Source organism: Rhodococcus sp. BE178, from assembly GCF_050433545.1.
Classification (GTDB): Bacteria; Actinomycetota; Actinomycetes; order Mycobacteriales; family Mycobacteriaceae; genus Prescottella.
Genome location: NZ_JBNPXA010000008.1, coordinates 72,011 through 98,729 on the forward strand (window position 1 = coordinate 72,011; position 26,719 = coordinate 98,729).

Annotated in this window: 27 protein-coding genes; 14 read left to right on the forward strand and 13 right to left on the reverse strand. The window is 67.3% G+C overall.

Annotation, left to right across the window (positions count from 1 at the left end; genetic code table 11):
• Positions 1-38: 38 nt before the first annotated feature.
• The 8 genes from J2X34_RS15740 to J2X34_RS15775 are packed head-to-tail and all read left to right on the forward strand — an operon-like array spanning position 39 to position 8,822.
• Positions 39-1,232 (forward strand): acyl-CoA dehydrogenase family protein, encoded by a 1,194-nt coding sequence (locus J2X34_RS15740; RefSeq protein ID WP_429518256.1) that lies wholly within the window; start codon positions 39-41, stop codon positions 1,230-1,232.
• A complete protein-coding gene (locus J2X34_RS15745) occupies positions 1,229-1,996 on the forward strand; it encodes a hypothetical protein (RefSeq protein WP_174908070.1) in 768 nt (255 codons plus the stop codon). The genes J2X34_RS15740 and J2X34_RS15745 overlap by 4 nt, the downstream gene beginning before the upstream one ends.
• Positions 1,993-2,853 carry an alpha/beta fold hydrolase gene (locus J2X34_RS15750; RefSeq protein ID WP_429518258.1) on the forward strand — a complete coding sequence of 287 codons (861 nt, stop codon included), beginning with the start codon at positions 1,993-1,995 and terminating at the stop codon, positions 2,851-2,853. The genes J2X34_RS15745 and J2X34_RS15750 overlap by 4 nt, the downstream gene beginning before the upstream one ends.
• Positions 2,850-4,541 carry an AMP-binding protein gene (locus J2X34_RS15755; RefSeq protein WP_429518260.1) on the forward strand — a complete coding sequence of 564 codons (1,692 nt, stop codon included), beginning with the start codon at positions 2,850-2,852 and terminating at the stop codon, positions 4,539-4,541. The genes J2X34_RS15750 and J2X34_RS15755 overlap by 4 nt, the downstream gene beginning before the upstream one ends.
• Complete coding sequence (locus J2X34_RS15760; protein ID WP_429518262.1) at positions 4,534-5,766, forward strand: acetyl-CoA C-acetyltransferase; 1,233 nt, start codon at positions 4,534-4,536, stop codon at positions 5,764-5,766. The genes J2X34_RS15755 and J2X34_RS15760 overlap by 8 nt, the downstream gene beginning before the upstream one ends.
• A complete protein-coding gene (locus J2X34_RS15765; protein ID WP_429518264.1) occupies positions 5,763-6,968 on the forward strand; it encodes a CoA transferase in 1,206 nt (401 codons plus the stop codon). Before J2X34_RS15760 ends, J2X34_RS15765 begins: the two co-directional genes overlap by 4 nt.
• Positions 6,965-7,819 (forward strand): HpcH/HpaI aldolase/citrate lyase family protein, encoded by an 855-nt coding sequence (locus J2X34_RS15770; RefSeq protein ID WP_429518266.1) that lies wholly within the window; start codon positions 6,965-6,967, stop codon positions 7,817-7,819. Before J2X34_RS15765 ends, J2X34_RS15770 begins: the two co-directional genes overlap by 4 nt.
• A gap of 4 nt (positions 7,820-7,823) precedes the next feature.
• Entirely contained in the window at positions 7,824-8,822 is a 999-nt protein-coding gene (locus tag J2X34_RS15775) for a MaoC family dehydratase (RefSeq protein ID WP_429518268.1), read from the forward strand.
• Positions 8,823-8,935: 113 nt separating this feature from the next.
• Here the strand turns inward: J2X34_RS15775 and hsaB are convergent, their stop codons facing one another.
• The 4 genes from hsaB to hsaA are packed head-to-tail and all read right to left on the reverse strand — an operon-like array spanning position 8,936 to position 12,462.
• Positions 8,936-9,523 carry a 3-hydroxy-9,10-secoandrosta-1,3,5(10)-triene-9,17-dione monooxygenase reductase subunit gene (gene hsaB, locus J2X34_RS15780; RefSeq protein WP_174908058.1) on the reverse strand — a complete coding sequence of 196 codons (588 nt, stop codon included), beginning with the start codon at positions 9,521-9,523 and terminating at the stop codon, positions 8,936-8,938.
• Positions 9,524-10,423 (reverse strand): iron-dependent extradiol dioxygenase HsaC, encoded by a 900-nt coding sequence (gene hsaC / locus J2X34_RS15785; protein ID WP_114723639.1) that lies wholly within the window; start codon positions 10,421-10,423, stop codon positions 9,524-9,526.
• A complete protein-coding gene (gene hsaD / locus J2X34_RS15790) occupies positions 10,423-11,304 on the reverse strand; it encodes a 4,5:9,10-diseco-3-hydroxy-5,9,17-trioxoandrosta-1(10),2-diene-4-oate hydrolase (protein WP_429518270.1) in 882 nt (293 codons plus the stop codon). The genes hsaC and hsaD overlap by 1 nt, the downstream gene beginning before the upstream one ends.
• 9 nt (positions 11,305-11,313) lie before the next feature.
• Positions 11,314-12,462: a 3-hydroxy-9,10-secoandrosta-1,3,5(10)-triene-9,17-dione monooxygenase oxygenase subunit gene (gene hsaA / locus J2X34_RS15795; protein ID WP_429518413.1), complete on the reverse strand. Its 1,149-nt coding sequence runs from the start codon at positions 12,460-12,462 to the stop codon at positions 11,314-11,316.
• A gap of 216 nt (positions 12,463-12,678) precedes the next feature.
• Between hsaA and J2X34_RS15800 the strand changes: the two genes are divergently transcribed.
• Positions 12,679-13,842 (forward strand): Rieske 2Fe-2S domain-containing protein, encoded by a 1,164-nt coding sequence (locus tag J2X34_RS15800; RefSeq protein ID WP_174908054.1) that lies wholly within the window; start codon positions 12,679-12,681, stop codon positions 13,840-13,842.
• Complete coding sequence (locus J2X34_RS15805) at positions 13,839-14,180, forward strand: hypothetical protein (RefSeq protein WP_114723643.1); 342 nt, start codon at positions 13,839-13,841, stop codon at positions 14,178-14,180. The genes J2X34_RS15800 and J2X34_RS15805 overlap by 4 nt, the downstream gene beginning before the upstream one ends.
• Positions 14,181-14,333: 153 nt before the next feature.
• On the opposite strand, the gene dmpG is transcribed toward J2X34_RS15805, so the two are convergent.
• The gene (dmpG, locus tag J2X34_RS15810) at positions 14,334-15,407 is read right to left on the reverse strand and encodes a 4-hydroxy-2-oxovalerate aldolase (RefSeq protein WP_429518415.1); all 1,074 of its coding nucleotides are present in this window, start codon (positions 15,405-15,407) and stop codon (positions 14,334-14,336) included.
• A 5-nt stretch (positions 15,408-15,412) separates the two neighbouring features.
• Positions 15,413-16,315, reverse strand: a complete 903-nt coding sequence (locus tag J2X34_RS15815; protein ID WP_429518273.1) for an acetaldehyde dehydrogenase (acetylating) — start codon at positions 16,313-16,315, stop codon at positions 15,413-15,415.
• A 129-nt stretch (positions 16,316-16,444) separates the two neighbouring features.
• On the opposite strand from J2X34_RS15815, the gene kstD reads away from it, so the two are divergent.
• The 4 genes from kstD to J2X34_RS15835 all read left to right on the forward strand — a co-directional run bounded on the left by kstD (position 16,445) and on the right by J2X34_RS15835 (position 21,522).
• Positions 16,445-18,148: a 3-oxosteroid 1-dehydrogenase gene (gene kstD, locus J2X34_RS15820; RefSeq protein WP_174908050.1), complete on the forward strand. Its 1,704-nt coding sequence runs from the start codon at positions 16,445-16,447 to the stop codon at positions 18,146-18,148.
• A gap of 12 nt (positions 18,149-18,160) precedes the next feature.
• Complete coding sequence (locus J2X34_RS15825; RefSeq protein ID WP_429518276.1) at positions 18,161-19,021, forward strand: MaoC/PaaZ C-terminal domain-containing protein; 861 nt, start codon at positions 18,161-18,163, stop codon at positions 19,019-19,021.
• 101 nt (positions 19,022-19,122) lie between these two features.
• Positions 19,123-20,970, forward strand: a complete 1,848-nt coding sequence (locus tag J2X34_RS15830) for a cholesterol oxidase substrate-binding domain-containing protein (RefSeq protein WP_429518278.1) — start codon at positions 19,123-19,125, stop codon at positions 20,968-20,970.
• A 153-nt stretch (positions 20,971-21,123) separates the two neighbouring features.
• The gene (locus J2X34_RS15835) at positions 21,124-21,522 is read left to right on the forward strand and encodes a CD225/dispanin family protein (RefSeq protein ID WP_429518280.1); all 399 of its coding nucleotides are present in this window, start codon (positions 21,124-21,126) and stop codon (positions 21,520-21,522) included.
• Positions 21,523-21,526: 4 nt separating this feature from the next.
• On the opposite strand, the gene J2X34_RS15840 is transcribed toward J2X34_RS15835, so the two are convergent.
• From J2X34_RS15840 to J2X34_RS15870, 7 genes are all read right to left on the reverse strand, one after another.
• Positions 21,527-22,990, reverse strand: a complete 1,464-nt coding sequence (locus J2X34_RS15840) for an MFS transporter (protein ID WP_114723649.1) — start codon at positions 22,988-22,990, stop codon at positions 21,527-21,529.
• The gene (locus tag J2X34_RS15845) at positions 22,987-23,832 is read right to left on the reverse strand and encodes a mycofactocin-coupled SDR family oxidoreductase (protein WP_114723650.1); all 846 of its coding nucleotides are present in this window, start codon (positions 23,830-23,832) and stop codon (positions 22,987-22,989) included. The genes J2X34_RS15840 and J2X34_RS15845 overlap by 4 nt, the downstream gene beginning before the upstream one ends.
• A gap of 166 nt (positions 23,833-23,998) precedes the next feature.
• Positions 23,999-24,331 (reverse strand): DUF202 domain-containing protein, encoded by a 333-nt coding sequence (locus J2X34_RS15850; RefSeq protein ID WP_254622791.1) that lies wholly within the window; start codon positions 24,329-24,331, stop codon positions 23,999-24,001.
• Positions 24,331-24,696 carry a YidH family protein gene (locus J2X34_RS15855; protein ID WP_114723652.1) on the reverse strand — a complete coding sequence of 122 codons (366 nt, stop codon included), beginning with the start codon at positions 24,694-24,696 and terminating at the stop codon, positions 24,331-24,333. Before J2X34_RS15855 ends, J2X34_RS15850 begins: the two co-directional genes overlap by 1 nt.
• 30 nt (positions 24,697-24,726) lie before the next feature.
• Positions 24,727-25,320 carry a DUF1214 domain-containing protein gene (locus J2X34_RS15860; RefSeq protein ID WP_258558109.1) on the reverse strand — a complete coding sequence of 198 codons (594 nt, stop codon included), beginning with the start codon at positions 25,318-25,320 and terminating at the stop codon, positions 24,727-24,729.
• A gap of 234 nt (positions 25,321-25,554) precedes the next feature.
• On the reverse strand, positions 25,555-25,704 hold the full coding sequence (locus J2X34_RS15865; RefSeq protein WP_258558110.1) for a hypothetical protein: 150 nt from the start codon (positions 25,702-25,704) through the stop codon (positions 25,555-25,557).
• Between the two features lie 27 nt (positions 25,705-25,731).
• Positions 25,732-26,649 carry a TauD/TfdA dioxygenase family protein gene (locus J2X34_RS15870; RefSeq protein ID WP_114723653.1) on the reverse strand — a complete coding sequence of 306 codons (918 nt, stop codon included), beginning with the start codon at positions 26,647-26,649 and terminating at the stop codon, positions 25,732-25,734.
• Positions 26,650-26,719 lie beyond the last annotated feature (70 nt).

The window sequence follows — 26,719 nt, forward strand, 5'->3', positions numbered from 1 at the left end:
ACTTGGTTAACAAGCGTTAATCTTGACTAGGAGAGCGCATGACTCACCGACCTTCACAACCGCGTGTCGATTCCCCGCGGTACCTCACCGAAGAACGCCTGGCGATCAGGGACCTGGCGCGCGAGTTCGCCATGAAGCAGGTGCTTCCGATCGCGAACGAACTCGACCCGGTTCAGGGCACGATCCCTGACTCGCTGAAGCAAGCGATGGCCGAGATCGGTTTCTTCGGGATCATGATCCCCGAGGAGCATGGTGGACTGGGCCTCGGCGTATTCGAGTACTGCCTGGTCGCCGAGGAACTCTCCCGCGCCTGGATGAGTGTGTCGGGTCTGCTGGCCCGCGGCAACGGCATGGGCGGCGGGTTCACCCCGGAACAGGAGGCGGCGCTACTGCCCCGGGTCGCCCGTGGCGAGTACCTCGGCGCGTACGCGCTGTCAGAGGCCGAGGCCGGTTCGGACGTCGCGAACATCTCGTGCCGCGCGGTACGCGACGGCAACGAGTGGGTCGTCAACGGCACCAAGATGTGGTGCACGTACGCCGACGATGCCGACTACCTCGTGCTGTTCGTCCGCACGGATCCGAACAAGGATGTCGCCAAGCCGCACACCGGCATCAGCGCCTTCCTCATCGAGAAGGAACGCGGATCGTTTCCCCGAGGTGTCTCCGGGAACAAGGTCCGCAAGATCGGCTACTTCGGTTGGAGCACATGGGAGTTGGCATTCGACAACTTCCGCATTCCGGCCGACAAGATGCTCGGCGAGGAAGGCAAGGGGTTCTACCTCGCCGTCAGCGGCCTCGAGGTCGGTCGCGCACACACGGCAGCCCGCGCGATCGGCCTGGCCCGCGCCGCGCTCGAGGACTCGCTCGAGTACGTACGCACCCGGCACCAGTTCGGCAAGCCGATCGGCGACTTCCAGCACCTGCGTTTCAAGATCGCCAAGATGGCCGCCGACATCGAGGCAGCCCGCCAGCTGATGTACTCCGTGGCCACCGACATCGACACGGGCCGGCGCTGCTCGCTCGAGGCGTCGATGGCGAAGCTCGTCGCCACCGAGATGGCCGAACGAGTAACCAGCGAGGCGGTGCAGATCCACGGAGGCGCCGGCTACACCACCGACTTCCAGGTCGAGCGGCACTGGCGTGACGCCCGCCTGACGAAGATCTTCGAGGGCACCAGCGAGATCCAGATGCGGATCATCTCCGACGAACTCCTCGGCCGGGCCACGTCATGAGCGTCGGCGCACCCTCACGTTCGACGCTCCGGGTAGGCGACCGCGAACAGAGCCGGTACGCCCGGGTCGCCTCGCTGCTCACCGAGTCCGGCATCGCACTGCCCGCGGGCACATCCCTCCTGGGACCGACCGTCGCCGAACTGCTGGCACCGTCACCGACCATCGCGCCTGCGGTGCGTGAGCGCTTGTCCTGGAGCACGCGCGATCCGGTCCGGCTCGACGACAGTGTCCGCAGCGAATCCGTGATCACCCGGGTGGTAACGGAAGGGGACACCACGGTCCTCGTCCGACGGGTTGTCCTGTGCGACAACGTGAGCGCGGTACGCGAGGAGTCCGTGGAGACGTGGCGACTTCGCGACGGAGGGTCCACTCCAGGCGTGCCCGCCACCGACTTCTGCACCACCCGATGGGGTGCGCTCGTGCGCGACTCGCTCGGTGCGGACCCAGGCTTCGCGTCCTCGCTCGCGACGTGGGACGGGACGATCGGACTACGCTGCGACGACCGCGAGGTCCACCTGCGCGTGTACAGGGGCCGGATCATCGACGTCAGCCCCCGCACGCCTGGAGGTGCGACCTTCACCTTCGTCGCGCCCGGGCACACCTGGGTGGACGTGGTTCTGGGCGACCGCGACGACTTCATGCGCCGCGCCATCACCGGTGAGTTCTCCTCCACGGGAAGCGGTTACGAGTACCTGCGACTGACCAAGCCCCTCAACATCCTCATCGCGCACGCGCGAACGATCGCTCGGGAGGCACAGCTGTGATCGAGGCCCGCTATCTGCTCATCGACTCGGCTCTGGGCTTCGTCGAGATCGTCCACCCGGCCAACGGATCCACCGCGACCGACGACGCCACTCCTACGGTGCTGTGCATCCACACCGCTGGCCAGAACGGTGTGCAGTGGCGTCATGTCGCGTCCTCTCTCGCGGACAAGGGGTATCGAGTGGTCGTGCCGGACCTACCCGGGCACGGCCGGTCCGAGCCCGCCGCCAACGGTCCGGTCACCGATCTCACGGCGTACGGCGACTGGCTGTGGAAGCTGCTCGACGCTCTCGGCATCGGACGCCCGTACGTGATCGGCTGCTCGATCGGGGGGAAGCTGACGCTCGACCTCGCCACGCGCCCGGAGCGCCCCCTGGCGGGCGCGATCGCGATGGCCGCCGAGGCGGGGCCCGGCCGCGTGAATGTGGCAGGCCTGCGCCGCGAACTCGAGGATGTTGCCGGACCGTCACGCGGTGAACGGACATACCTCGGCACCCTGGCCTCGGTGGGCGATACCGTTCCCGCCGACCGGGCGGATCTGATTGCCACCATGCACCGTCGTGAGGATCCGGTGATCTCGTCGTCCGACCTCATCGGCTGGGGCGGGCACGACGTGCGTGAGCGACTGTGCCTGACGACATGTCCCGTGCACATGATTGCGGGAGAACAGGATCCATGGATCACTCCCGACACGGTCAGGGCCGACGCGTCCCGCATCCGCGGTGCCCGGTTCACGATGTTGGCGGGGATCGGCCACTATCCGATGGAGGAAGTCGAGGACTTCGCCGACGTCGCGGCCACGTGGCTGGGCGAACTGGCGGGCGTCCCCCGCTCGACACGAGCGGAGGCAGCATCATGACTCGCGAGACTCTCGCATCGTTCCTCGACAAGTTCGTCGCCGCAGCCCCCGAGGCGACCGCAGCCATCGACCTGGTCGGTCCGGGCATCGTCACCACCACAAGAACCCGGCTTCGCGACCGAGTGCGGTTGCTGGCGACCGAACTGGCCGAGGTCGGTCTCCGACGCGGGCAGTGTGTCGCGGTGTTCCTTCCGAACTGGTCGGACGCGGTCGTCTGGCAGTTCGCGGCATCGGCACTCGGCGCCCACGTCATCGGCATCAACACCCGCTACAACGTCGGCGAGATCGAGCACGTGCTCCGCTCGGCACGGCCTGCCGTAGTGGCCGTCGCCGACAGCTTCCACGGACTCGATCTGTTCGGCATGCTCCGCCAGGCCGTCTCGGCCACCGACGGCAATGCCGATGCCCCGACACTGGCGGTGGTGCGGACTCCTGGTCTCGGCCCCACGGCCGATTTCGACGCCGCGGCATTCGATCTCGGCTCCGGATCATGGCAAGCCGGCAGCGGCGATACGGGCGGGGCGTCGGCACCGCGCACGCCGGTGACCGCAACCCAGACTGTGGCAGGGGATCTCGGCGATCCCGATGACCCGCTCGCCGTTGCCTTCACGACATCCGGATCGACGGGTACCCCCAAGCTGGCCGCGCACCGGGAATCGGCCGTCGTACAGCATGCCCGGGCGGATGCGGCCGGAATGGCCATCGTGCCCGGTGACGTGACGTTGTGCGTGCTCCCACTGTCCGGTGTGTTCGGCTTCAACACCGCGATGGCGACCTTGGCGGGCGGTGGAACCGTGCTCATGGTTCCGGTGTTCGATCCCGTCACCACGCTGCGCGCGATGGAATCCGAGCGGGTGTCGCACATCGTCGGCGGCGACGATCTCTACGGCAGGATCCACGACACCTGGCAGGACGTCCGCGGGGACCTCTCGTCCTTGAAGTGGCTCGGCATCGCGGACTTCCTCGGTCGCTCGCACGAGATTGCGCGCTGGGCGCGAGACGAGTTCGACGCGTTCACCACCGGAGTGTTCGGATCGTCGGAGGTGTTCTCGCTCATGCTCTTCTGGAACGCCGACGATCCCGAGGCGGTGCGGTGGAACGGTGGCGGACGACCCGTAGGCCCTGCGATCTCGATCCGAATCGCGGACCCATACGACGACTCCGTGGTGCCCGACGGCGAACAGGGTGAACTCCAGGTTCGCGGACCGAACGTCACGGACGCATACCTGGGTAATCCGGACGCCGCAGCACAGGCATTCACCGCCGACGGGTGGTTCCACAGCGGTGATCTGGCGGTCGCGACCGGCGATGGTGGGTTCACCTACGTGTGTCGTGCCGGGGATGCGTTGCGGCTGCGCGGGTTCCTCGTCGACCCCGCCGAGATCGAGACGCGCCTCGCGACGCACTCGGATGTGCAGACCGCGAAGGTCGTCGGCATCACCGGGCCCGGTGGTTACACCCAGGCCGTCGGGTTCATCGTTCCCGTCGAGAATGCCACGATCGCATCCGCCGCCCTACGGCAGTGGTGTGCGGATTCGCTGGCGGCGTTCAAGGTGCCGTCGGCCATCCACGTGATCGAGAAGATGCCCACCACGGTGGGCGGCAACGGCACCAAGATCCGGGCCGTGGAACTGCGCGACTGGGCACAGCAATGGACGGATCGTGAAAGGGATTTCCGCAGTGAGTAACTCACCGTCAGCAACCGATGTCGTAGTCTGCGAGCCGCTGCGCACGCCTGTCGGGCGGTACGGCGGGGTGTTCCGCGACGTTCCCGCCGCCGATCTGGGCGCCCGGGTGATCGCCGAGCTGATTCGGCGCACGGGCGTCGCACCCGAGGCGATCGACGACGTCATCTTCGGACAGTGCTATCCCAACGGCGAGGCCCCCGCAATCGGCCGGGTAGCCGCACTCGATGCCGGACTGCCGGTCACCGTGCCGGGCCAGCAGTTGGACCGGCGCTGCGGCTCCGGTCTGCAGGCGGTGCTCGACGCTGCCATGCGAGTCCAGACCGGCGTCGCCGATCTCATCATCGCGGGTGGCGTCGAATCCATGAGCCGCGCCGAGTACTACACCGAGTCCATGCGCTTTGGCGCCAAGGGGGCACCAGCGGCCCTGCACGACCGCCTGGCCCGCGGACGCGTCACCGCGGGGGGACGGAACTACCCGGTTCCCGGCGGCATGCTCGAGACCGCCGAGAATCTGCGACGTACGTTCGGCATCAGCCGCCAAGAGCAGGACGAACTCGCCGTCGCCTCGCACCGGCGCGCGGTGACGGCGATCCGGACAGGCAAGTTCGCGGAGGAGATCGTGCCGGTCGAGGTCCCGGTCAAAGGTGGTGGCACCGAGACGATCAAGCGGGACGAGCATCCCCGAGCCGACACCACCGTCGAATCCCTCGGCCGACTGCGGCCGATGATGGCGCGGACCGACCCGGACGCAACCGTCACCGCCGGCAATGCGAGCGGCCAGAACGACGGCGCTGCAGCCTGTCTCGTAACCACACGGGAAAATGCGGACCGGCTGGGGCTGAACCCGCTCGCCCGTGTCGTCACGTGGGCAGTCGCAGGTGTGGACCCGTCGATCATGGGCATCGGTCCGGTTCCTTCGACGGCACGAGCTCTCGAGCGCGCCGGACTGGACCTGTCCCGGATCGATCTGATCGAACTCAACGAGGCCTTCGCCGCGCAGGCACTGGCCTGCATGCGGGAGTGGAACTTCGGTGCCGCCGACCGTGAGCGAACCAACGTCAATGGATCGGGAATCTCGCTGGGGCACCCCGTAGGTGCCACCGGCGTGCGTATCCTCACGACACTGCTGCGAGAGATGCAGCGCCGCGACGTGCGCTACGGGCTGGAGACGATGTGCATCGGCGGCGGGCAGGGACTGACGGCGATCTTCGAGAGGGTGTCATGACCGCACGACCGCTGAACGGCATCCGCGTCGTCGACATGTCGTCGTTCGTCGCCGGGCCGACTGCCGGACGCGTCCTCGCCGAACTCGGCGCCGAGGTGATCCGCGTCGATCCGATCTCCGGTGCCGTCGACGGCAACCGCTGGCCCGTCACCGATGACGGTGCCAGCCTCTACTGGGCCGGCCTCAACCAGGCGAAGAAGTCGGTGACCGTGGACCTGCGCAGCGAAGCCGGTCGGCGCTTCGTCACCGATCTGGTTGCCGACTCCGGGATTCTGCTCGAGAACGCCGCACACGCACCGTGGCTGGACAACACCGTCCTCACCCGGCACCGCCCCGACCTGATCCATCTGCACGTCGAGGGCCACGCCGACGGAACTCCCGCCGTCGACTACACCGTCAACGCGGAAGTCGGGTTGCCTCTCATGACGGGAGCCCCGAGTTCAGACACCCCGGTCAATCATGTTCTGCCGGCGTGGGATCTTCTCACCGGGCTGTACGCCGCACTCGGACTGGTGACGGCGCTGCGTCGTCGCGACCAGACCGGTCAGGGCTCGTATCTACAACTGGCACTGGGTGATGTCGCGCTGTCCGCGGTCGCGAGCATGGGGTGGGTCGCGGAAGCCGACCGCAGCGGTGCAGCGCGGGGACGTCAGGGCAATGCGCTGTTCGGTAGCTACGGCGCAGACTTCCCCACCGCCGACGGTCGGGCCGTCATGATCGTCGGGCTGACGACCGGTCAGTGGCGGGCACTCGTCGATGTCACCGGCACCGCCGACATCTTCTCCGCACTCGAACGACACCGCGGACTGGACCTGAGTGTGGAGGCCGACCGGTACGCGGCCCGGGATGCCATCACGGCTGTGCTGCAACCGTGGTTCGCGGCCCGCTCCCTCGCACAGCTGGAGGCCGAATTCGATGGGACCCGCGTGCTGTGGAGCGCCTACCGCACGCTCGCCGAGGTCGCCGCCGATATCCGCTGCCGCGAGGGCGACGGTGTCGTGCAGGAAGTTGTTCAGCCGGGAATCGGCACCATGCTCACCTCGCGTTCCCCGCTCCGCTGGTCCGGCGTGTACACCGATGCCACCGCGGCGCCGGTGTCCGGAGCACACACCCGCGACGTTGCGACGGCAGCCGGTCTGGATTCAAGAACCATCGACGACCTCGTCGAATCAGGCGTTCTCGGGGAAGCCGAGGCGAAATGAGCAGCACCACAACACCGAACCGCCGACGCTGTGTGCTGATCGCCCCTGGATCGGACGAACGCAAGATCCTCAAGGCCCTCGCATCGACCGCCGACGAGGTGGTGCTCGATCTCGAGGACGCCGTCACGGCTGCGCGCAAGGACGAGGCACGCACCTCGGTGTGCCGACTCCTCGGGGAACACCGACCTGACCGAATGGTCACCGTCCGTGTCAACGGACTGGGCACCCCGTGGGGCGCCGACGACCTGGGGGCGATCGGTGCGCTCGACAACGTCGGAATCGTGCTGCCGAAGGTCGACACCGCGACCGACCTGGTCGCAGCCGACCGGGTGCTCACCGAACTGGGCTCGCCCGCCCGGCTGCAGGCCCTCGTGGAGACTCCTCAGGGTGTCTCGTCGATCGACGAGATCTGCGCCGCAACCGCGCGACTCGACAGCGTCGTGATCGGATACGCCGACCTGGGCGCCGCGCTCGGCCGAGGCGGCGGGTTCGCGCCCGAACTCTGGGTGCACGTCCAGGACCGCATCCTGATCGCCGCCCGAACCGCAGGTATCCAAGCGATCGACGGCCCACACCTGTCCATCGCCGACCACGCCGCCTTCCGCGCGGCGGCGCAGTGGACCCGAGACCTCGGTTTCGACGGAAAATGGGTCATCCACCCCGAACAGGTCGAGGCAACCATGGAAATCTTCACGCCCACAACCGAAGCTGTCGACCGGGCCCGTCGAATCCTCGACGCGATGGCCGAGGCCGCAACCGCCGGGGCCGGGGCGGCACAGCTGGACGGGCAGATGCTCGACGAGGCGGTCGCGGTCGCTGCCCGGCGCACACTTGCGCAGATCGGAGTCTGACGACATGACCGGAGCACACATCGTCGGGGGGCCCTACTTCGACGACCTGTCCGTCGGGACGGTGTTCGACACAGCCCCCGGCGTCACCCTCACAGACGGCCTCTCCGCAGCGCATCAGGCGATCCTCGGCGACCGGATCCGGCTCGCGCTCGACACCCACCTGTCGCGGGCGGTCACGGGGGCACCCACTGCGGTCGTCAACCCGGGTCTGGTGTGCGACATCGCGATCGGGCAGTCGACGTTGGCCACGCACCACGTGAAGGCCAACCTCTTCTATCGAGGACTCCGCTTCCACCGGTTCCCTCACCTCGCCGACACCCTGTACACGAGGACGGAGGTCGTCGGCCTACGCGAGAACTCAGCTCGTCCAGGTCGCCCACCCACCGGGCTGGCCGCGCTCCGGATGACCACCACCGACCAGGACGGGCGGACTGTCCTCGACTTCTACCGGTGCGCGATGCTCCCGCTGAGCGACGCCCCCGACCCGACACGCGTCGTTCACGCGGACGACCTGTCCTCGATCGGACCGTCGGACGCCCCCGCGTGGTCGGTCCCCGACAACTGGAACCTGAACACTTATCGAGACCGAGTTCCCGGCGAGCGCTTCTCCCCCGACCTTGTGGGTACGGAGTTCGCCAACAGTGGCGACGTCGTCACCAGTGCACCCGAACTGGCACGGCTCAGCCTGAACATCGCCGCCGTCCATCACGACGAGCGCGTCGGCGGATCCCGGTTGGTCTACGGCGGGCACACGATCGGTATCGCGCTTGCACAGGCGGTGCGGGCGCTACCGAACCTGGTGACCGTGCTGGGTTGGGAATCCTGTGACCACACCGGCCCGGTCCGGGAGAGCGACACGCTCACCAGCACCCTCGAGGTGGTGGCGGCCGACCCGATCGGTGACGCGTGGGGCGTGCACCTTCGCTCGATCGTCCACGCCCGCAGCGGCGGCGGCGCGGACCGCCCGGCGCTCGACTGGCGCTTCACCGCCCTGATGATCTGAACCCCTGCCCCAACGGCTGAAGGGTCCCTTCACACGCGGTGAGCGTGTGAAGGGACCCTTCAACTCTTTCCCCAATCCATCATCTGATGGAGCTATCCCCCGATGGGCGGAGCCTACAACCAGGTGTCCTCGCTGGCGGTCGTGAGGAACGCCTCGAGGTCGTCCCGCCACTTCGCCGGCACCGTCTTGTCCGGCTCGATCCCGGTGTACTGGCCGCGGTAGAACAGCAGCGGCCTCTCGGTCTTGATCTCACTCATCGAGTGGACCCGTCCGAAGACCACGTAGTGGTCGCCGCCGTCGTGCACCGTCTCGACCGTGCAGTCGATGTGCGCGAGCGAGCCGTCGAGGATCGGCGACCCCAACGGCGATGGAGTCCAGTCGATTCCGGCGAACTTGTCCGGTTCCCGCGACCCGAACCGGGCGCAGGTGGACTGCTGTTCCTCCGCGAGCACGTTGACGCAGAATCGCTCGGTCCGCTCGATCGCCGCCCACGACCGCGACCCCTTGGTGGGGCAGAACAGCACCAGAGGCGGTTCGAGCGACAATGCCGCGAACGACTGGCACGCGAACCCGACGGGCGCACCGTCGTCCATGGTCGTGATGATCGTGACGCCGGTGCAGAACTGACCGAGGACGGTCCGGAACTGTCGCGGATCGATCTCCGTTCCCGTTCCCACTCTGGACGTCTCATGGCCGGACATTTACTTGAACCCCACCGTGAAGTCGTGCCCCCACAGACTCACAGCGGTGCTCTCCTTCGCGATCCACTTCTCGTCCTCCACCTCGAGCCCCTCACAACCGAATTCGACATCGAATCCGCCCGGGGTCTTCATGTAGAACGAGAGCATCAGATCGTTGACGTGACGGCCGAGCGTCGCCGACATCTTCACGTTCTTGCGGAGCGCGCGATCGAGGCACAGTCCGACGTCGTCGGAGTTCTCGACCTCGACCATCAGGTGCACGATCCCGGTGGGGTTCGGCAGCGGCGCGAACGCGAGGCTGTGGTGACGCGGGTTGCAACCGAGGAAGCGCAGCCAGGCCGGCTCCCCGTCTGCCGGACGCCCGACGACCTGCGGAGGCAGTCGCATCGAGTCGCGCAGCTTGAACCCGAGGACGTCGCGGTAGAACTCGAGGTCCGCCTCGTCGTCCTTGGTCGCGAGCACGACGTGCCCGAGACCCTGCTCGCCGGTGACGAACTTGTGTCCGTACGGGCTCACGATGCGGCGGTGCTGCAGAGCGACGGTGTGGAAGATCTCCAGGCGGGAACCGGAGGCGTCACGGCACTTGATGAACTCGACGACGTTGCGTTCGGCCGCCTCCTCCTTGGTGCCCTCCTCGAACTCCCAGTCGGCCTTGGCCAGGCGCTCACGAATCTCCTGCAGGCCTTCGGCATTCGCACATTCCCAGCCGACGGAGTAGAGCCCGTCGCGCTCACCGGGAACGATGACGAGGCGAGCCGGGTAGTCGTCCATGCGCAGGTAGAGGGCGTCGGGGTTGGTGCCCTTGCCCTCGATCATCCCGAGAACCTTGAGACCGTACTCGCGCCACGCGGCCATGTCGGTGGCCTCGATGCGCATGTACGCCAGTGAACGAATACCCATCACTTACCTCCGTCGAGAAGGAAGTCCGCTGCGAGACGGTTGAACTCGTCGAACTTCTCGAGCTGAGCCCAGTGGCCGCACCCACCGAACACGTGCAGCTGCACGCGCGGGATCATCTTGAGCGCCACCAGGGCGCCGTCGATCGGATTGACCCGGTCCTCGCGACCCCAGATCAGCAGCACCCGCTGGCGCAGCTTGTAGGCGTCACGCCACAGCATGCCGAGTTCGAACTCGGAACTGGAGAACGACTTCCCCATCGCCTTCGCGGCCGCCAGCGATTCCGGAGCGCTCGCCGCGGCGAACCGCTCGTCGATCAACTCGTCGGTGATCAGCTTCTGGTCGAACACCATGATCCGCAGGAACGCCTCGAGGTTGTCCCGCGTCGGCTGGTAGCTGAACTTGCCGAGGTTCTTGACTCCCTCGGTGGGGTCCGGCGCGAACAGGTTGACGCTGAGGCCGCCCGGTCCCATGAGCACGAGCCGTCCGGCCCGCTCCGGGTAGTCCAGGGCGAATCGGACCGCAGCGCCACCGCCGAGCGAATTGCCCAGCAGGTGAACATGATCGGTGATGCCGAGCGTGTCGAGCAGGTCCTTCAACGCCGACGCACTGTGCCGGAAGTACTGCGGGTGCTCGGTGGGCTTGTCGGACTGGCCGTAGCCCGGCTGGTCGACGGCGATCACGTGGAACTGCTGCGCCAGAACGGGAATGTTCCTGGCGAAGTTGGACCAGGACGACGCACCCGGGCCGCCGCCGTGCAGCAGCACGATCGTGGGGCCGTTGCCGACCCCCGCCTCGTGGTAGTGCAGCTTCAGGTCCGGGCGGACCTGCGCGAACCGCGAGGTCGACTCGTAGGAGAGCTCGATGGCTTCGGTGGCTGTCATCGGTGCCCCCTAGACCATCGTGTCGGTGAGCGGCAGGCCGAACTCGGCGCCACCGAACATCACGTACGCACGCTCGGGGTCGTTCGCAGCATGCACGCGTCCGGCATGCGCGTCACGCCAGAAGCGCTGGATCGGAGTGCCGTTCGCGAGAGCGGTCGCACCCGAGTTCTCGAACAGCCGGTCCACCGAGGCGATCGCACGACCGGTGGCGCGCACCTGGTCGCGACGGGCCCGCAGGCGCAGCTCGATCGGTACCTCCTCACCCGCGAGCAGGTGGGCGTACTCGTCGGCGACGTTGCCCGACAGCTGACGCCACGCGGCGTCGATGTCGCTGGACGCCTCGGCGATCCGGATCTTGGCGAACGGGTCGTCCTTGGCCTTCTCGCCGGCGTAGGCCGCGCGCACGCGCTTGCCCTGGTGCTCGACGTGAGCCTCGTAGGCGCCGTAGGCCATTCCGACGATGGGGCTCGAGATCGTGGTGGGGTGGATGGTGCCCCACGGCATCTTGTACACCGGCGCGGTGTTGACCGCGAGGCCGGCGGCGGTGTGGTCGTTCATCGCCTTGAAGCTCAGCACGCGGTGCGTGGGGACGAAGACGTCCTCGACCACGATGTCGTTGCTACCGGTGCCGCGCAGGCCGACGACGTTCCACACGTCGTTGATCGTGTAGTCGCTGCGCGGGATCAGGAAGGTGACGAAGTCGACCGGACGGCCGTCCTTGATGACCGGTCCGCCGAGCATCGCCCAGTCGGCATGGTCGCAACCGGACGACCACGACCACTTGCCGTTGACCTTGTAGCCGCCGTCGACGACGACGCCGGCGCCCATCGGCGCGTACGACGAGGAGATCCGGACGTCGGTGTCCTGGCCCCACACGTCTTCCTGCGCCTGCTGGTCGAACAGTGCGAGGTGCCAGTTGTGGACACCGATGATGCCGGCGACCCAACCGGTGGATCCGCAGGCGCTCGCCAAAGTGCGGACCGCGGTGTAGAAGGTGACCGGATCGGCCTCGTAGCCGCCCCACTGCTTCGGCTGGAGCAGGCGGAAGAACCCGGTCTCCTGCAGCGCCTTGATGGACTCGTCGGGAATGCGACGCAGATCCTCGGTCTCCTGTGCGCGTTCACGCAGCACCGGCAGTAGCGCGTCGATCCGCCGCATCACCTCGCGGCTGTCATGGTCACCCACTGGACGCTCCCGTCTGTAAGAGATGTTCACTTGACCTGAGACTAGAACACGTTCTCTTCCGTGTCGAGAAAACCGGAATTCCACTGGTAACAGGATGTCGATGGGGATACCAAGCACGCGAAATCTAGCGGAATCCGACGAAGTTCTATAACGTGTTCTAGCAACAGCTAGAAGGGATGTGAGGTACTGATGGCGCAGATTCGTGAGATCGATGTGGGAGCTCCGCAGACGCGTTTCGCACGCGGTTGGCACTGCATCGGCCTGGAGAGCGAATTTCTCGACGGCAAGCCGCACGCGGTCGAGGCGTTCGGCACCAAGCTGGTGGTCTTCGCCGACAGCCAGAACAAGCTGCACGTGCTCGACGCATACTGCCGGCACATGGGTGGCGACCTGAGTCAGGGCGAGATCAAGGGTGACTCCGTCGCGTGCCCGTTCCACGACTGGCGCTGGGGCGGCAACGGCAAGTGCACGGACATCCCGTACGCCCGTCGCGTGCCGCCGATCGCGCGGACCCGTTCGTGGACCACGTTGCAGCGCAACAAGCAGCTGTTCATCTGGAACGACCCCGAGGGCAACCCCCCGCCGGACGACGTCACGATCCCGGAGCTGCCGCAGGTCATGACCGACGAGTGGACCGACTGGCAGTGGAACCGGATCCTCGTCGAGGGCTCCAACTGCCGCGAGATCGTCGACAACGTCGTGGACATGGCGCACTTCTTCTACGTCCACTTCGGTTTCCCGAAGTACTTCAAGAACGTCTTCGAGGGCCACGTCGCGACCCAGTACCTGCAGAACCACGGCCGGCCGGACGTCGGGAGCATGGGCACGCAGTACGGCGATTCGGTGCTCGACTCCGAGGCGTCCTACTTCGGCCCGTCGTACATGGTCAACTGGCTGCACAACAACTACAGCGGGTACAAGGTCGAGAGCGTCCTGATCAACTGCCACTACCCGGTCACGCAGGACTCGTTCATGCTCATGTACGGCGTGAGCGTGGAGAAGCCGAAGGGCCTCGACGACGCCACCAGCAACAAGCTCGCCCGCAAGTTCACCGAGGGCGTGGCAATGGGCTTCGAGCAGGACGTCGCGATCTGGAAGAACAAGACCAAGATCGAGAACCCGCTCCTGTGCGAGGAGGACGGCCCGGTCTACCAGCTGCGCCGCTGGTACGACCAGTTCTACGTCGACGTCGCCGACATCGACGAGAAGGCGACGCAGCGCTTCGAGTTCGAGATCGACACCACCAAGGCCGTCGAGGCCTGGCAGCGTGAGGTCGACGCGAACCTGGCGCGGCAGGCGGAGGAGAAGGCCGCCGCCGAGGCCGCGGAGAACGAGCACAAGACGGGAGTGTGACGATGACCTCGACCTGGGCCAAGTCCCCGAACTTCGCCGACAGTCCGGCCCGGGTCGAGGCTGTCCGCACCCAGACCGCCGTCGACCTGCAGACCTACCTCGAGGACGGTCTGCAGGAGGTGGAATGCCGCGCGTGCGGGACGTGCGTGCTGGTTCGCAAGAACAGCTACAAGCACACCAGCATCCAGTGGCAGGCCGATCCTGCCGAGGTGTGCCCGGAGTTCACCGGCGCCGGTGGGCAGACCGGGTCCCGGCAAACGTGCCCGCGCCTGCTCAGCAGCATCGATCACGCGGTGCTGGAGGGCATCCTCGAGGTGCGCGACACACTGTCGCAGTAGGCGATCACACGAGACGAGGGGCGCGCATCGACCAGGATGTGCGCCCCTCGTCTCGTCCCGTCCTCCCGCGCCGCCGGTGACGACGACGGCCCGATGTCACATCGGGTCAGTCCAACCGAACGCGTGTGACATCGGGCCGAACGGGCGTCCGACCTAACGGGCCGCGGACTCGCGCTGCAATTCGAGTGCGATGTCGATCAACTGGTCCTCCTGGCCGCCGACGAGCTTGCGCCTGCCGGCCCGGACCAGCAACTCCGCGGCGGAGACGCCGTAACGCTCGGCCTGGCGCTCGGCATGCTTGAGAAAGCTCGAGTACACCCCGGCATAGCCCATCATCAGCGCCTGCCGGTCGAGCAGGCACTCGGCCGGCATCGCCGGCCGCACGATGTCCTCGGCGGCGTCGGCGATCGCGAAGAAGTCGATGCCGGTCTTGACGCCGATTTTGTCGCACACCCCGACGAACGCCTCGACCGGCGTGTTACCCGCACCCGCGCCGAAACGCCGGGTGCTGCCGTCGATCTGCCTGGCACCGGCACGGACCGCGGCGATCGAGTTGGCGACGCCGAGCCCCATGTTCTCGTGGCCGTGGAAGCCGACCTGGGCGTCCTTGCCCAGTTCCTGCACCAGAGCCTCGACACGCTCGGAGACCTGTTCGAGCACGAGCGCACCGGCCGAGTCGACGACGTACACGCACTGGCAACCGGCATCGGCCATGATGCGGGCCTGCTGGGCCAACTGCCCGGGCGCGATGGTGTGCGCCATCATCAGGAAGCCGACGGTCTCGAGGCCCCGTTCACGGGCCAGGCCGAAGTGCTGGATCGAGACGTCCGCCTCGGTGCAGTGCGTCGCGATGCGGCAGATCGACGCGCCGTTGTCCTGCGCCTCGATGATGTCTTCCTTGACGCCGACACCCGGCAGCATGAGGAACGCGATCTTCGCCCGCTTCGCGGTGTCCACCGCAATCGTGATCAGTTCCTGCTCGGGCGTTTTCGAGAACCCGTAGTTGAACGAGGAACCACCGAGACCGTCACCGTGGGTGACCTCGATGACCGGGACGCCGGCGCCGTCGAGCGCGGCGACGATCGAGCGCACCTCGTCGCCGGTGAACTGGTGGCGCTTGTGGTGCGAGCCGTCACGGAGCGACGTGTCGGTGATCCGGATGTCCCACGAGCCGTCGAAGTGGAGATCGTCGGTCCAGTCGGCCCTGCTGTCGGTCCTGTCGCCCATGTCGCTCACGCCCTCACGCTGAGAAACTGCTGGGCGATCTCCTCGCCCACCTTGGTTGCCGCCGCGGTCATGATGTCGAGGTTCCCCGCGCACGGGGGCAGGAAGTCGCCCGCACCCTCGACCTCGACGAACGTGGTGACCGTCGCGTGCCCGCCGGAGACGACGCTCGGCTCGCCGAATTGCGGCTCGTTGAGCAGCCGGTACCCCGGCACGTACTGCTGTATGTCGGCGACCACCCGGTGGATCGATTCGATGATCGCGTTCCGGTCAGCATCCTCCGGGATGGCGCAGAAGATGGTGTCGCGCATGATCATCGGCGGATCGGCCGGGTTGAGGATGATGATCGCCTTGCCCTTGCGGGCGCCGCCGATCACCTCGACACCACGGCTGGTGGTCTTGGTGAACTCATCGATGTTGGCGCGGGTACCGGGTCCGGCGGAGACCGACGCGACCGAGGCGACGATCTCGGCGTAGGGGACGTCGACGACGCGCGAGACCGCGTACACGATCGGGATGGTCGCCTGCCCACCGCACGTGATCATGTTGACGTTGGGCGCGTCGAGGTGCTCGCGCAGGTTGACGGGCGGCACCACGGCCGGTCCGATCGCGGCCGGGGTGAGGTCCACTGCGCGGATGCCGTGTTCGGCGTACTTGGGCGCGGCCTCGCGGTGCACGTATGCCGACGTCGCCTCGAACACCATGTCCGGCTTCTCCGCCTGCTGCAACAGCCAGTCGACCCCATCCGCGGAGGTCTCCAGGCCCATCGCGCGGGCGCGCGCGAGACCCTCGCTGGCGGGGTCGATGCCGATCATCCAGCGCGGCTCGAGCCACGGGGATCGCTGCAGTTTGTAGAGGAGATCGGTGCTGATGTTGCCTGAACCCACAATTGCGACACTTGCCTTGGTCATGTGAACTCACCTCTTCGGCGTCGACTGCAACGTGTGTTCGTTTGTCAACATCACGATCGCGAGCTGCCAGCAATACTTCCTGGCAGAAAGCATGGACTGTCAGCCACCTCATTCTATAACGTGTTCTACATGAGCAAGCAGGAATACGACATCGTCGTCGTCGGCAGTGGCGCTGCCGGCATGACCGCCGCCCTTACCGCCGCACACCAGGGCCTGAGCGTGGTCGTCGTCGAGAAGGCAGCCCACTACGGCGGCTCGTCCGCACGATCGGGCGGAGGTGTCTGGATCCCGAACAACGAGGTGCTGCAGCGCGACGGCGTCACCGACACCACGGACGCGGCACGCACCTATCTGCACAGCATCATCGGCGACGTCGTCGCCCCGGAGAAGATCGACACCTACATCGACCGCGGCCCCGAGATGCTGTCGTTCGTCTTGAAGAACAGTGCGCTGGAACTGCAGTGGGTTCCGGAGTACTCGGACTACTACCCGGAGGCGCCGGGTGGACGCCTCGGTGGGCGTTCGGTCGAGCCCGTGCCGTTCGACGGCAACCGCCTCGGCGACGACCGCGACAACCTCGAGCCCGATTACGTCAAGGCCCCCAAGAACTTCGTCATCACACAGGCCGACTACCGCTGGCTCAATCTGCTGATGCGCAACCGCCGCGGACCGCTGCGGGCGATGAAGGTCGGCACCCGGTTCCTCGCCGCCAAGTTGCGGGGCAAGGACCTGCTGGTGCGCGGACAGGCCCTCATGGCCGGACTGCGTCTGGGCCTGCGCGACGCCGGGGTCCCGATCCTGCTGAACACCCCGCTCACCGATCTCTACACCGAGGACGGCGTCGTGCGCGGCGTGAAGGTTCTCGTCGACGGCCCCGACGGAGCCACCGAGCAGATCATCCACGCCCGCCACGGTGTCGTCCTGGGCTCGGGCGGTTTCGAGCACAACGACGAGATGCGCAAGAAGTACCAGCGCGGCCCGATCGGCACCGAGTGGACCGTCGGCGCCAAGGCCAACACCGGCGATGGCATCGTCGCCGGCCAGAAGCTGGGCGCGGCAGTCGACTTCATGGACGACGCGTGGTGGGGTCCGTCGATCCCGCTCACCGGTGGACCGTGGTTCGCGCTGTCCGAGCGGACGCTGCCCGGTTCGATGATGGTCAACACCCGCGGCAAGCGGTTCGGCAACGAGGCCGCGCCGTACGTCGAGGCCACCCACATGATGTACGGCGGCGAATACGGTCAGGGCGAGGGCCCGGGCGAGAACATCCCCACCTGGATGATCCTCGACCAGCGCTACCGCAACCGGTACACGTTCGCCGGCATCACGCCGCGCTCGCCCTTCCCGGGCCGCTGGCTCAAGGCCGGAGTCGTCGTCAAGGCGAACACGATTGCCGAACTCGCCGAGAAGACCGGCCTGCCGGTCGAGGCCCTCACCGAGACGGTGGAACGCTTCAACGGGTTCGCGCGCAACGGCAAGGACGAGGACTTCGGTCGCGGCGACAGCGGTTACGACCACTACTACGGTGATCCGCGTCTGAAGAACCCGAGCCTCGCCGAGATCGACAAGGCGCCGTTCTACGCCATCAAGATGGTCCCGGGCGACCTGGGCACCAAGGGCGGCATCGTCACCGACGTCAACGGACGTGCCGTCCGTGAGGACGGCTCGGTGATCGAGGGCCTGTACGCCGCGGGCAACTGCAGCTCCCCCGTCATGGGCCACACCTACGCCGGCCCCGGCGCAACCATCGGCCCCGCGATGACGTTCGCGTACCTGGCCGTGCTCGATATCGCCGACCGCGCCCGTGCCGCAGCGCAGTCCGTGACGAACTGACAGGAGAAGCCAGTGCCCATCGATCCGTCGATCGCGATCGGAGCCGAGCTCCCCGCACAGGAGTTCTCCTGGACCCCGTCGGATGTCCAGCTGTACCACCTGGGTATCGGCGCGGGCGCGCGTCCGCTCGATCCCCGCGAACTGAGGTACCTCGACGACGCCAAGCCTCAGGTCCTGCCGACGTTCGCGACGGTGGTCGCGAACATCCATGCGACCGAGGCGCCGCGCGTGTCGTTCCCGGGCGTCGAGATCGACCTGGCCAAGGTCGTGCACGGCAGCCAGGAAGTGACCGTCCACCAGCCGATTCCGGCGAGCGGCTCGGCTCGGACCACCACTCGGATCACCGAGGTGTGGGACAAGGGCAAGGCTGCGGTGATCGTCCAGGAGTCGTCGACCGTCGCACTCGACGGCTCTCCGCTCTGGACGGCCCGATCGTCGATCTTCGCGCGTGGTGAGGGTGATTTCGGGGGTGAACGTGGCCCGTCGGAGTCGGTCGCGCTACCCGATCGGGCCCCCGACGCCGAGGTTGTCTCGCAGGTCCTACCGCAGCAGGCCCTGCTGTATCGGATGTGCGGGGACCGCAATCCGCTCCATTCGGATCCCGAATTTGCCTCCGCTGCGGGCTTTCCTGCGCCTATCCTGCATGGACTGTGCACATACGGGACTATTTGCAAGGCTGCGACCGACACCGTCCTTGACGGAAATGCCGATCGTGTCAAGGGATTCCGGGCCCGTTTCGCGGGGGTAGTCTTTCCCGGCGAAACGCTTCGGACACGAGTCTGGCGAGAGGCCGACAGGCTACTCATCTCTGCAACTGTTCCCGAGCGGGACGACTCGCCGGCGCTGGCGGACGTCGTGCTCACCGTCGCGTAGCGAACACGAAGCTGTACCGGTCGGGTCGATGTGCTCGTCGACCCGGCCGGGCATATCTGCACCCGGACTTCATTCCCCCTCACACACCTTGGAGTACACGAATGACGCTCAACGACGAGCAGCCCCGGCTGTCGCGGCGAGGATTCCTCGCGGCGGGCGCCGGTGCCCTTGCCGCCGGTGCCGTGGTCGGCGGCTGGACGCCCGCCTTCGCGGTTCCCGCCGGATCCTCCGGGTCCCTGGGATCCCTCGGGTCCCTGGGATCCTCCGGCCCCGTCGCACCGCTCCCGACGCCGCCGAACTTCCCGCCGGGCATCGCACTGTTCCAGCAGGCGTACCAGAACTGGTCCAAGGAGATCATGCTGGACGCCACCTGGGTCTGCTCGCCGAAGTCGGCGGACGACGTGGTCACCCTCGTCAATTGGGCGCACGAGAACGGCTACAAGGTCCGTCCCCGCGGCGCGATGCACGGCTGGACCCCGCTGACCGTGGTGAAGGGCTCCAACGTCGAGAAGGTGATCCTCGCCGACACGATGACGCACCTGAACGACGTCACGGTGCACCCGGACGGGTCTCCTGCGACCGTCACCGCTGGTGCGGGCGCCAGCATCGAGGCGATCGTGACCGAGCTGCAGGAGCACGGCCTCGGTTGGGCCAACCTGCCGGCTCCCGGCGTGCTGTCCATCGGCGGCGCCCTCGCGGTGAACGCCCACGGCGCGGCCCTTCCCGCTGAAGGCGAAGAGACGCTGCCCGGCCACACATTCGGTTCGCTGAGCAACCTCGTCACCGAACTCACCGCGGTCGTGTGGGACGGCAGCAAGTACGCGCTGAAGACGTACCGGCGCAACGACCCCAAGATCACCCCGATGCTCACCAACCTCGGGCGTTGTTTCCTCACCTCGGTCACGATGCAGGCCGGCCCGAACGTGCGGCAGCGGTGCCAGAGCTTCACCGACATCACCTGGCAGGAGCTGTTCGCACCGAAGGGCACCTCGGGCCGGACGTTCGAGAGTTTCGTTGCCGCATCCGGTCGCGCGGAGGCGATCTGGTATCCCTTCACCGAGAAGCCGTGGATGAAGGTCTGGTCGAACTCGCCGACCAAGCCGGACGGGGCGTCCGGCAGCCTCGGCTCGCTCGGCTCGCTCGGCTCGCTCGCGGGCAAGCCCCCGCAGTCGCGTGAGGTCACCGGCCCGTACAACTACGTCTTCTCGGACAACCTGCCGGAGCCGCTCACCGACATGATCGGCGCGATCAACGCCGGAAACCCCTCGATTGCGGCGCAGTTCGGTCCGGCGATGTACGAGATCACCAAGCTCGGGCTGGCCGCGACGAACTCGTCCGACATCTGGGGCTGGTCGAAGGATGTCCAGTTCTACATCAAGGCCACGACGCTGCGGCTCACCGAGGGCGGCGGCGCCGTCGTCACGAGCCGCGCCAACATCGCGACCGTGATCCACGACTTCACCCAGTGGTTCAACGAGCGCATCGAGTTCTACCGCGCGAAGGGTCAGTATCCGCTGAACGGTCCGGTCGAGATCCGCTGCTGCGGCCTCGATCGGCCGGAGGACGTCAAGGTCGATTCGGCGGGCCCGCCGACCATCTCGGCGACTCGTGAGCGTCCCGATCATCCCGACTGGGACGTCGCCATCTGGCTGAACGTTCTCGGCGTTCCGGGCACCCCCGGCATGTTCGAGTTCTATCAGGAGATGGAGCAGTGGATGCGGTCGCACTACAACAACAACGCCGCCACGTTCCGTCCCGAGTGGTCGAAGGGCTGGGCGTTCGGCCCGGACCCGTACACCGACGAGGACATCGTCAAGAACAAGATGCGGGCCACCTACATGGACGGCGTGCCGGCCGACGAGAACTGGGACACGGCCCGGGCGCGGTACAACGAGATCGACCCGCACCGCGTCTTCAGCAACGACTTCATGGATCAGCTGCTGCCGTAAGGTTGCCGGATCCCGATCCACCGACGCCGGTGGTGCCTGGCCAGCTGCCAGGCACCACCGGCGTTCTCGTGGGCGGGGCCGAACCCGCATTCGGAGTACCGTCGAAGGTGATGCACGACAACCGATGGTGACCTGAGCCTAGGGAGCGCTGTCATGACCGCATCCACGCCGGATCCCACTCCGCCCCCGCCGGAGCCGACTCCTCCCGTGCCGTCGGCCCCCGCACAGCCGCCCGCGCCGCCCGCGCCGCCCCCGCCGCCCCCGCCGCCCCCGACCAATGCCGGCTGGGCCGTCGCGGCGCTCGTCGCGTTCTGGCCGCTCGCGTTCGCCGCGTTCAACAACGCGTTCGAGGTGTATCCGCGTTGGGCCCGGGGCGACTTCGCCGGAGCCCAGTACGCATCGGACCGCGTCCGCAAGCTCGGCCAACTCTCGCTGTGGATCCTCGCCGGAATCCTCGTGCTGATCGCCATCGCCTACATCGTGATGGCGGCGGTGTGGATCTCGCACGGCGGATACGACGACAACTGGCACCGCGGCCGGATGGACTGGTAGCCGCTCACCGCACCCGGACAGCGTCACCGTCCGAATCCACGACGACGCCCACCCGGGCGGTAGTGCGGTCGGTCCGGATCGGCACGCAGGTGACGACGAGCAGCGCCACCGCCGCCACCGCCGCTCCGAGCCAGAACAGCCGGTCCAACCCGATCTGAGCCGGAACCACGACGGCCCCCGCCATCACGGTCGACGCGGCGAGCACCGCCGCGCCCACCGCACTCGCGGCGGAGGTTCCGACGGCCCGAATCAGGCTGTTGACGCTGTTCGCCGACGCCGTCTGGTCGCGGGGCACCGCCGTCGTGATGAGCACCGGCATCGCCGCGAGCGCGAAAGCCACGCCCACCGACACGACGAAGGCACTGACGCCGATGACGAGGACGCCGGTGCCGAACACACCACGTTCGACGAACCCGAGAGCGATGGCCCCGCCGCCGACGGCGAGCGTCACCCGGGCACCCCAACCGCGGATCATCGCCGCCGACACCGGGGCCAGGACGATCATCACCAGGCCGCCCGGCAGCATCACCAGCCCGGCCGTCGCCGCGCTCAGGCCGAGGCCGTGCCCGGTCGACGCGGGCACCTGCAGTTCCTGCGTGGAGGCATACGAACTGAGGAACATCGCGAATCCGAGCAGCAGCGCGCACATGTTGGCCACCAACACGGGGCGCAGCATCGACGTCCGGAGATCGACGAGCGGGTGGGACATCCTCAGCTCCAACGGAACCCATACCGCCATCCCGACGATGCCGCCGACGGCCAGGCCGACGATCGGCCAGCTCCCCCATCCCCACGTGCCGCCCTTGGAGATCGCGAGCAGCACCGCGGTCAATGCTGCGGTCAACAGCACCGCGCCCCGATAGTCGAACCGTCCGGACGCGCGGGTGGTCGACTCCGGGACCACGAACGGCAACAGCGCCGCCATCACCACCGCGAACCCTGCCGGAAGCCAGAACAGCGACTGCCAGCCGGCGTGCTCGTAGAGGACACCGGACAGCGGCATTCCGAGCACACTGCCGACGCCGATCGTCGCGCTCATCAACGCGACACCGCTGCCGAGTCGTTCCGGCGGAAGCACGTCGCGCATCATGCTGATCCCGACCGGCAGCAACGCCATCGCGAAACCCTGCAGCCCACGCCCGGCGACCACCGTCGCGAAGCCCGGTCCCACGGCGGCGAGCACCGAGCCCGCCACCATCAGCCCGAGACACACCAGCATCATCGCGCGCTTGCCGAACATGTCGGCCAGCCGACCGATCAGCGGCGTGCCGACGGCACCGGTCAGCAACGTGATCGTGACCAGCCACGACGCGCTGGTGGGCGGCACGCCGAGATCGACGGCGAACGCCGGCAGAACCGGCACCACCAGCGTCTGCAGGAGCGCGACCAGGATCCCGCTCAGGCTCAGGGCCGCGATGACGACCCCGCTCCGGGCAGTACTCGGAGCGGGTGTCGGTACCGCGATCACCCGGTGACGCGTGCTGCGTTACCGGCGTCGATCGGAAGGACGGTGCCGCTGATGTGCGCGCTGGCCTCGGCGGCGAAGAAGAGGACGGCCCGGGTGATCTCGAACGGGTCGAGCCACGGCACCGGCTGCGCGTGCAGACTCTGGAACACGGGCGCGACGTCGTCCATCGTCGGCTCTGCGAGGTCCGGTCGCATCATCGAGTAGAGCGCCTTGTTGTGGATCATCCCGGTCGAGATGTTGCCGGGTGCGATCGCATTGACGGTGATGCCGTTCTGCGCCAGATCGAGCGCGGCACTCTTCGTCATGCCGATGACGCCCCACTTGGAGGCCGCGTAGGCGGCCATGTTGGTGTTGCCCGCGCGTCCGAGCATCGACGAGATCGTCACGATCCGGCCGTAGCCGCGTTCGATCATGCCGGGCGAGACGGCGCCGAGGGTGTTGAAGACGCCGGTGAGATTGGAGTTGATGGCCTCGTTCCACTGGGCCGAGGTCATCGACTGGATCGGCGCCGCCACGGACACGCCTGCGTTGGCGACCGCGATGTCCACGCGGCCGAACTCGGACTCGGCGCGGGCGACGAGGGCGTCCATCGCGTCGCGGTCGGCGGTGTCCGCCTTGACCGCGATGACGCGGCGGCCGGTGGCCTCGACGAGGCGCACGGTCTCGGCCAGGTCCTCCTCGGTCCCGAGGGGGTAGAACACCGAATCGCTGTCCTCGCAGCGGTCGCAGATGACCACGTCGGCGCCGCGCTCGGCGAACGCCACGGCGTGCGAGCGCCCCTGTCCCCGGGCGGCGCCCGTGATCAGTGCGACTCGGCCTTCGAAGCCTTCGAACTCCTCCATTGCTGCTCTCCTCGAGATCGGGGACCGCGAATCACGCAAGTCCGAAACTATCCCTACCTGCTACCGCTGTGACGACGCGCACAGATCCCGGCCAGTGGGAGGCGCAGACGTCCCCGTCCACACAACCACCGGCCACCGCGTGTGACAGCGGGATGCGACGGGATCGTCACCGACCGACGACGAGGATCACGACCGCCGACGCCGCCGCAAGCACGACGACCGTGACCGCCAGCCCCGCCATCAGCGCGAACGGATAGACCGCCCGCTCGTCCCCGAACGCGGTACTCATGCGCTCGTAGCGGCGCCGAGCGGTCACCACCACCACCGACGACGACACGATGGCCCACGTTCCGACCACCTGGACGACGACGGAGGATCCGGGTACATAGCGCAGACAGAGGAACGCGACCGCCGCCAGGCTCGCCGCGGTGCGTACCCACGCGAGCGTTGTCCGTTCCGGCTGAAGTCCCGGATCCCGGTGTGCGGCGGCCGCGGACATCACCTGCTCACCAACACGACGAGCAGCGTGACACCGGCACCCGCGATCAACCCCACCAGGAGCGCCGCGAGGGCCGGCACCGGCAGGCTCCGGCCCATCCGCATCGCCGCCTCGACACCCATCCAGCGTAGGAACGCGAACACCACGAGCAGGATCGCGCCGACGAGCAGGCCCACCACCAGCACCGTGTGGACGTTCGGGCCGACGACGTCGGCTCCGAACGCCTCGAGACCGACTGCCGCCGCAATCAGTCCGAGCGCGGTGCGAACCCAGGCCAGGAACGTGCGTTCGTTGGCCAATGTGAACCGCGGATCGGGATCATCCCCGTCCCGGAACGCTCTCGGACGCCAGCCGCGCAGTGTCACGTGACGGTCCCTTCTCACTCACTCTGTGGTTCAACGAAAGTAGCGTTTCAGCACCGCTGCACGCCGCCGACCGAGTACCTCGCGGCGCTCCCCCACCCCGACACGCGCGGTCGTGGCGGGCAGTGCTGCGAGCACGTCGTCGAACATCACCTTACGCACCGTCGGCGCCGGCAGATCCTGGGTGGACGCGAGCCACCACCGGTACACGCAGCGGGTGAAGGTGTTACCCGCCGTGTCGAGCCAGTTCGCGACGCCGGGATCGCGATGCGCCACGACGGCCCTGAACACCCCGTCCTCGTCGAGCACGGCTTGATGGCCGTTGAGCGAGGTCTGCCGATACGTGTAGTCGAGAGACTGACCCCAGTAGTCCCCGAGGTGGATGTTCCAGAAGTGGCAGTCCGGCGGCGTCACCTCGAGAATCAGGGCCTCGTCGGGACCGATCTCGAAAGATCCACCACCGTAAGCGATATCGCCACCGTCGCTCGCATACGTCGAACTGACCGTCGACTGCGTCCGCAGGACGTTGCGTTCGGCGTCGCGCAGGGTCCGCGGATCCATCGGCAGCCAGTTACCCTCGTGCGGCTGCGCGCTGATGACGACCTCGAAATCGCCGTTGTCCTGCAACGTGATTCCACCCGGGTTCGACGTCGCACCCAGCCCGGATCCGGTGGCCGCCTTGAACGCCGCCCGGTAGTCCTTCGGCCCGCCGTCGCCGGACTGCGCCTTCTCGTAGAGATCGTGGGTGTCGTACAGCGTCAGCCCGATGTACCGGACCCGGCCGCCGGTCCCGGTGAGCCGGTAGGTCCCCTCGGGGTCGAGGACGGCATGGCCGAAGAGACAGTCCGGCGACTCGGTCGCCTACCGCTTCGTATTGTCCTGCAGGTGAACAACTTCCGGATACTCCGGATCCGCACTGAAGACGACCTGCTCGAGTCCTGCATTGAGAAGGTTGAGCAGGTAGCGGTAGCCGGCGGCCCAGCTCGTCGAGAGGTCGAACCATATCCACACTCCTGGCGTTCGTCGGAGGACTCGAGATCAGGCGGGAACATCTCCGAGAATGGCCACGCGTTCCATGACCCGGCGGTGCGGGAAGTAGTCGCTGGCCGCATAGTGCTGCGTTGCGCGGTTGTCCCAGAAGGCGATCGAGTTGGGCTGCCACTTGAATCGGCACTGGAAGTCGGGGACCTTGGCCTGGTCGAAGAGGTGCCGCAACAGCGCCTCACCCTCGGCCGGATCCATGTCCGGGATGTGCGTCGTGAACAGGCTGTTGACGAACAGGGTCCTGCGCCCGGTCTCGGGATGGATCCGCACGATCGGGTGTGCGACCGGCGGATACGCCTCCTTCATCTGTGCAAGTTTCTCGGGACCCATCGAGCGGCCGAAGGACGGCACGAAATCGTGAATCGCGACCCGGCCCTCGATCTTCGCCTTGACCTCGTCGGACAGGCAGTCGTACGCGTTGCCCATGTCGGCCCACAGGGTGTCGCCGCCGGCGGGCGGGACCTCGAGCGCGCGCAGAACCGAACCGAGCGGGGGACGCTTCTGCCACGTCACGTCCACGTGCCAGATGTTCTCGGTGCCGGGGTTGTCCTCACCGCGCTCGAAATGAACCACCTCGGGGACCTCACCCTGCGGGAGAAGCGGGTGGATCTCGAGGTCGCCCCAGTGGCGAGCGAAGTCTCGGTGCTGCGCGCCCGTGATCTGCTGACCCCGGAAGAACACGACCTTCCACTCGAGCAGCGCGCGCCGCAAATCCTCGATGACGTCGATACTCGGATCGCGCAGATCCACGCCGCGAATCTCCGCGCCGATGTATGGCGTCACAGGCCGCAACTCGAATCGCTCATACGGTAATGACTCGAATCCATCTGCACACCTACGCATTCCGCGAGGTCCGAATTCGATCGAATGGCCACCGATCGCCACCGTGCGACTACTCGTCAGCGCTGTCATACAAGACTCCTGTTACTGAGGGTTCCCGCCCTGAACACACCACCGCCGACGTCCGCCGCCCGGTCGATCC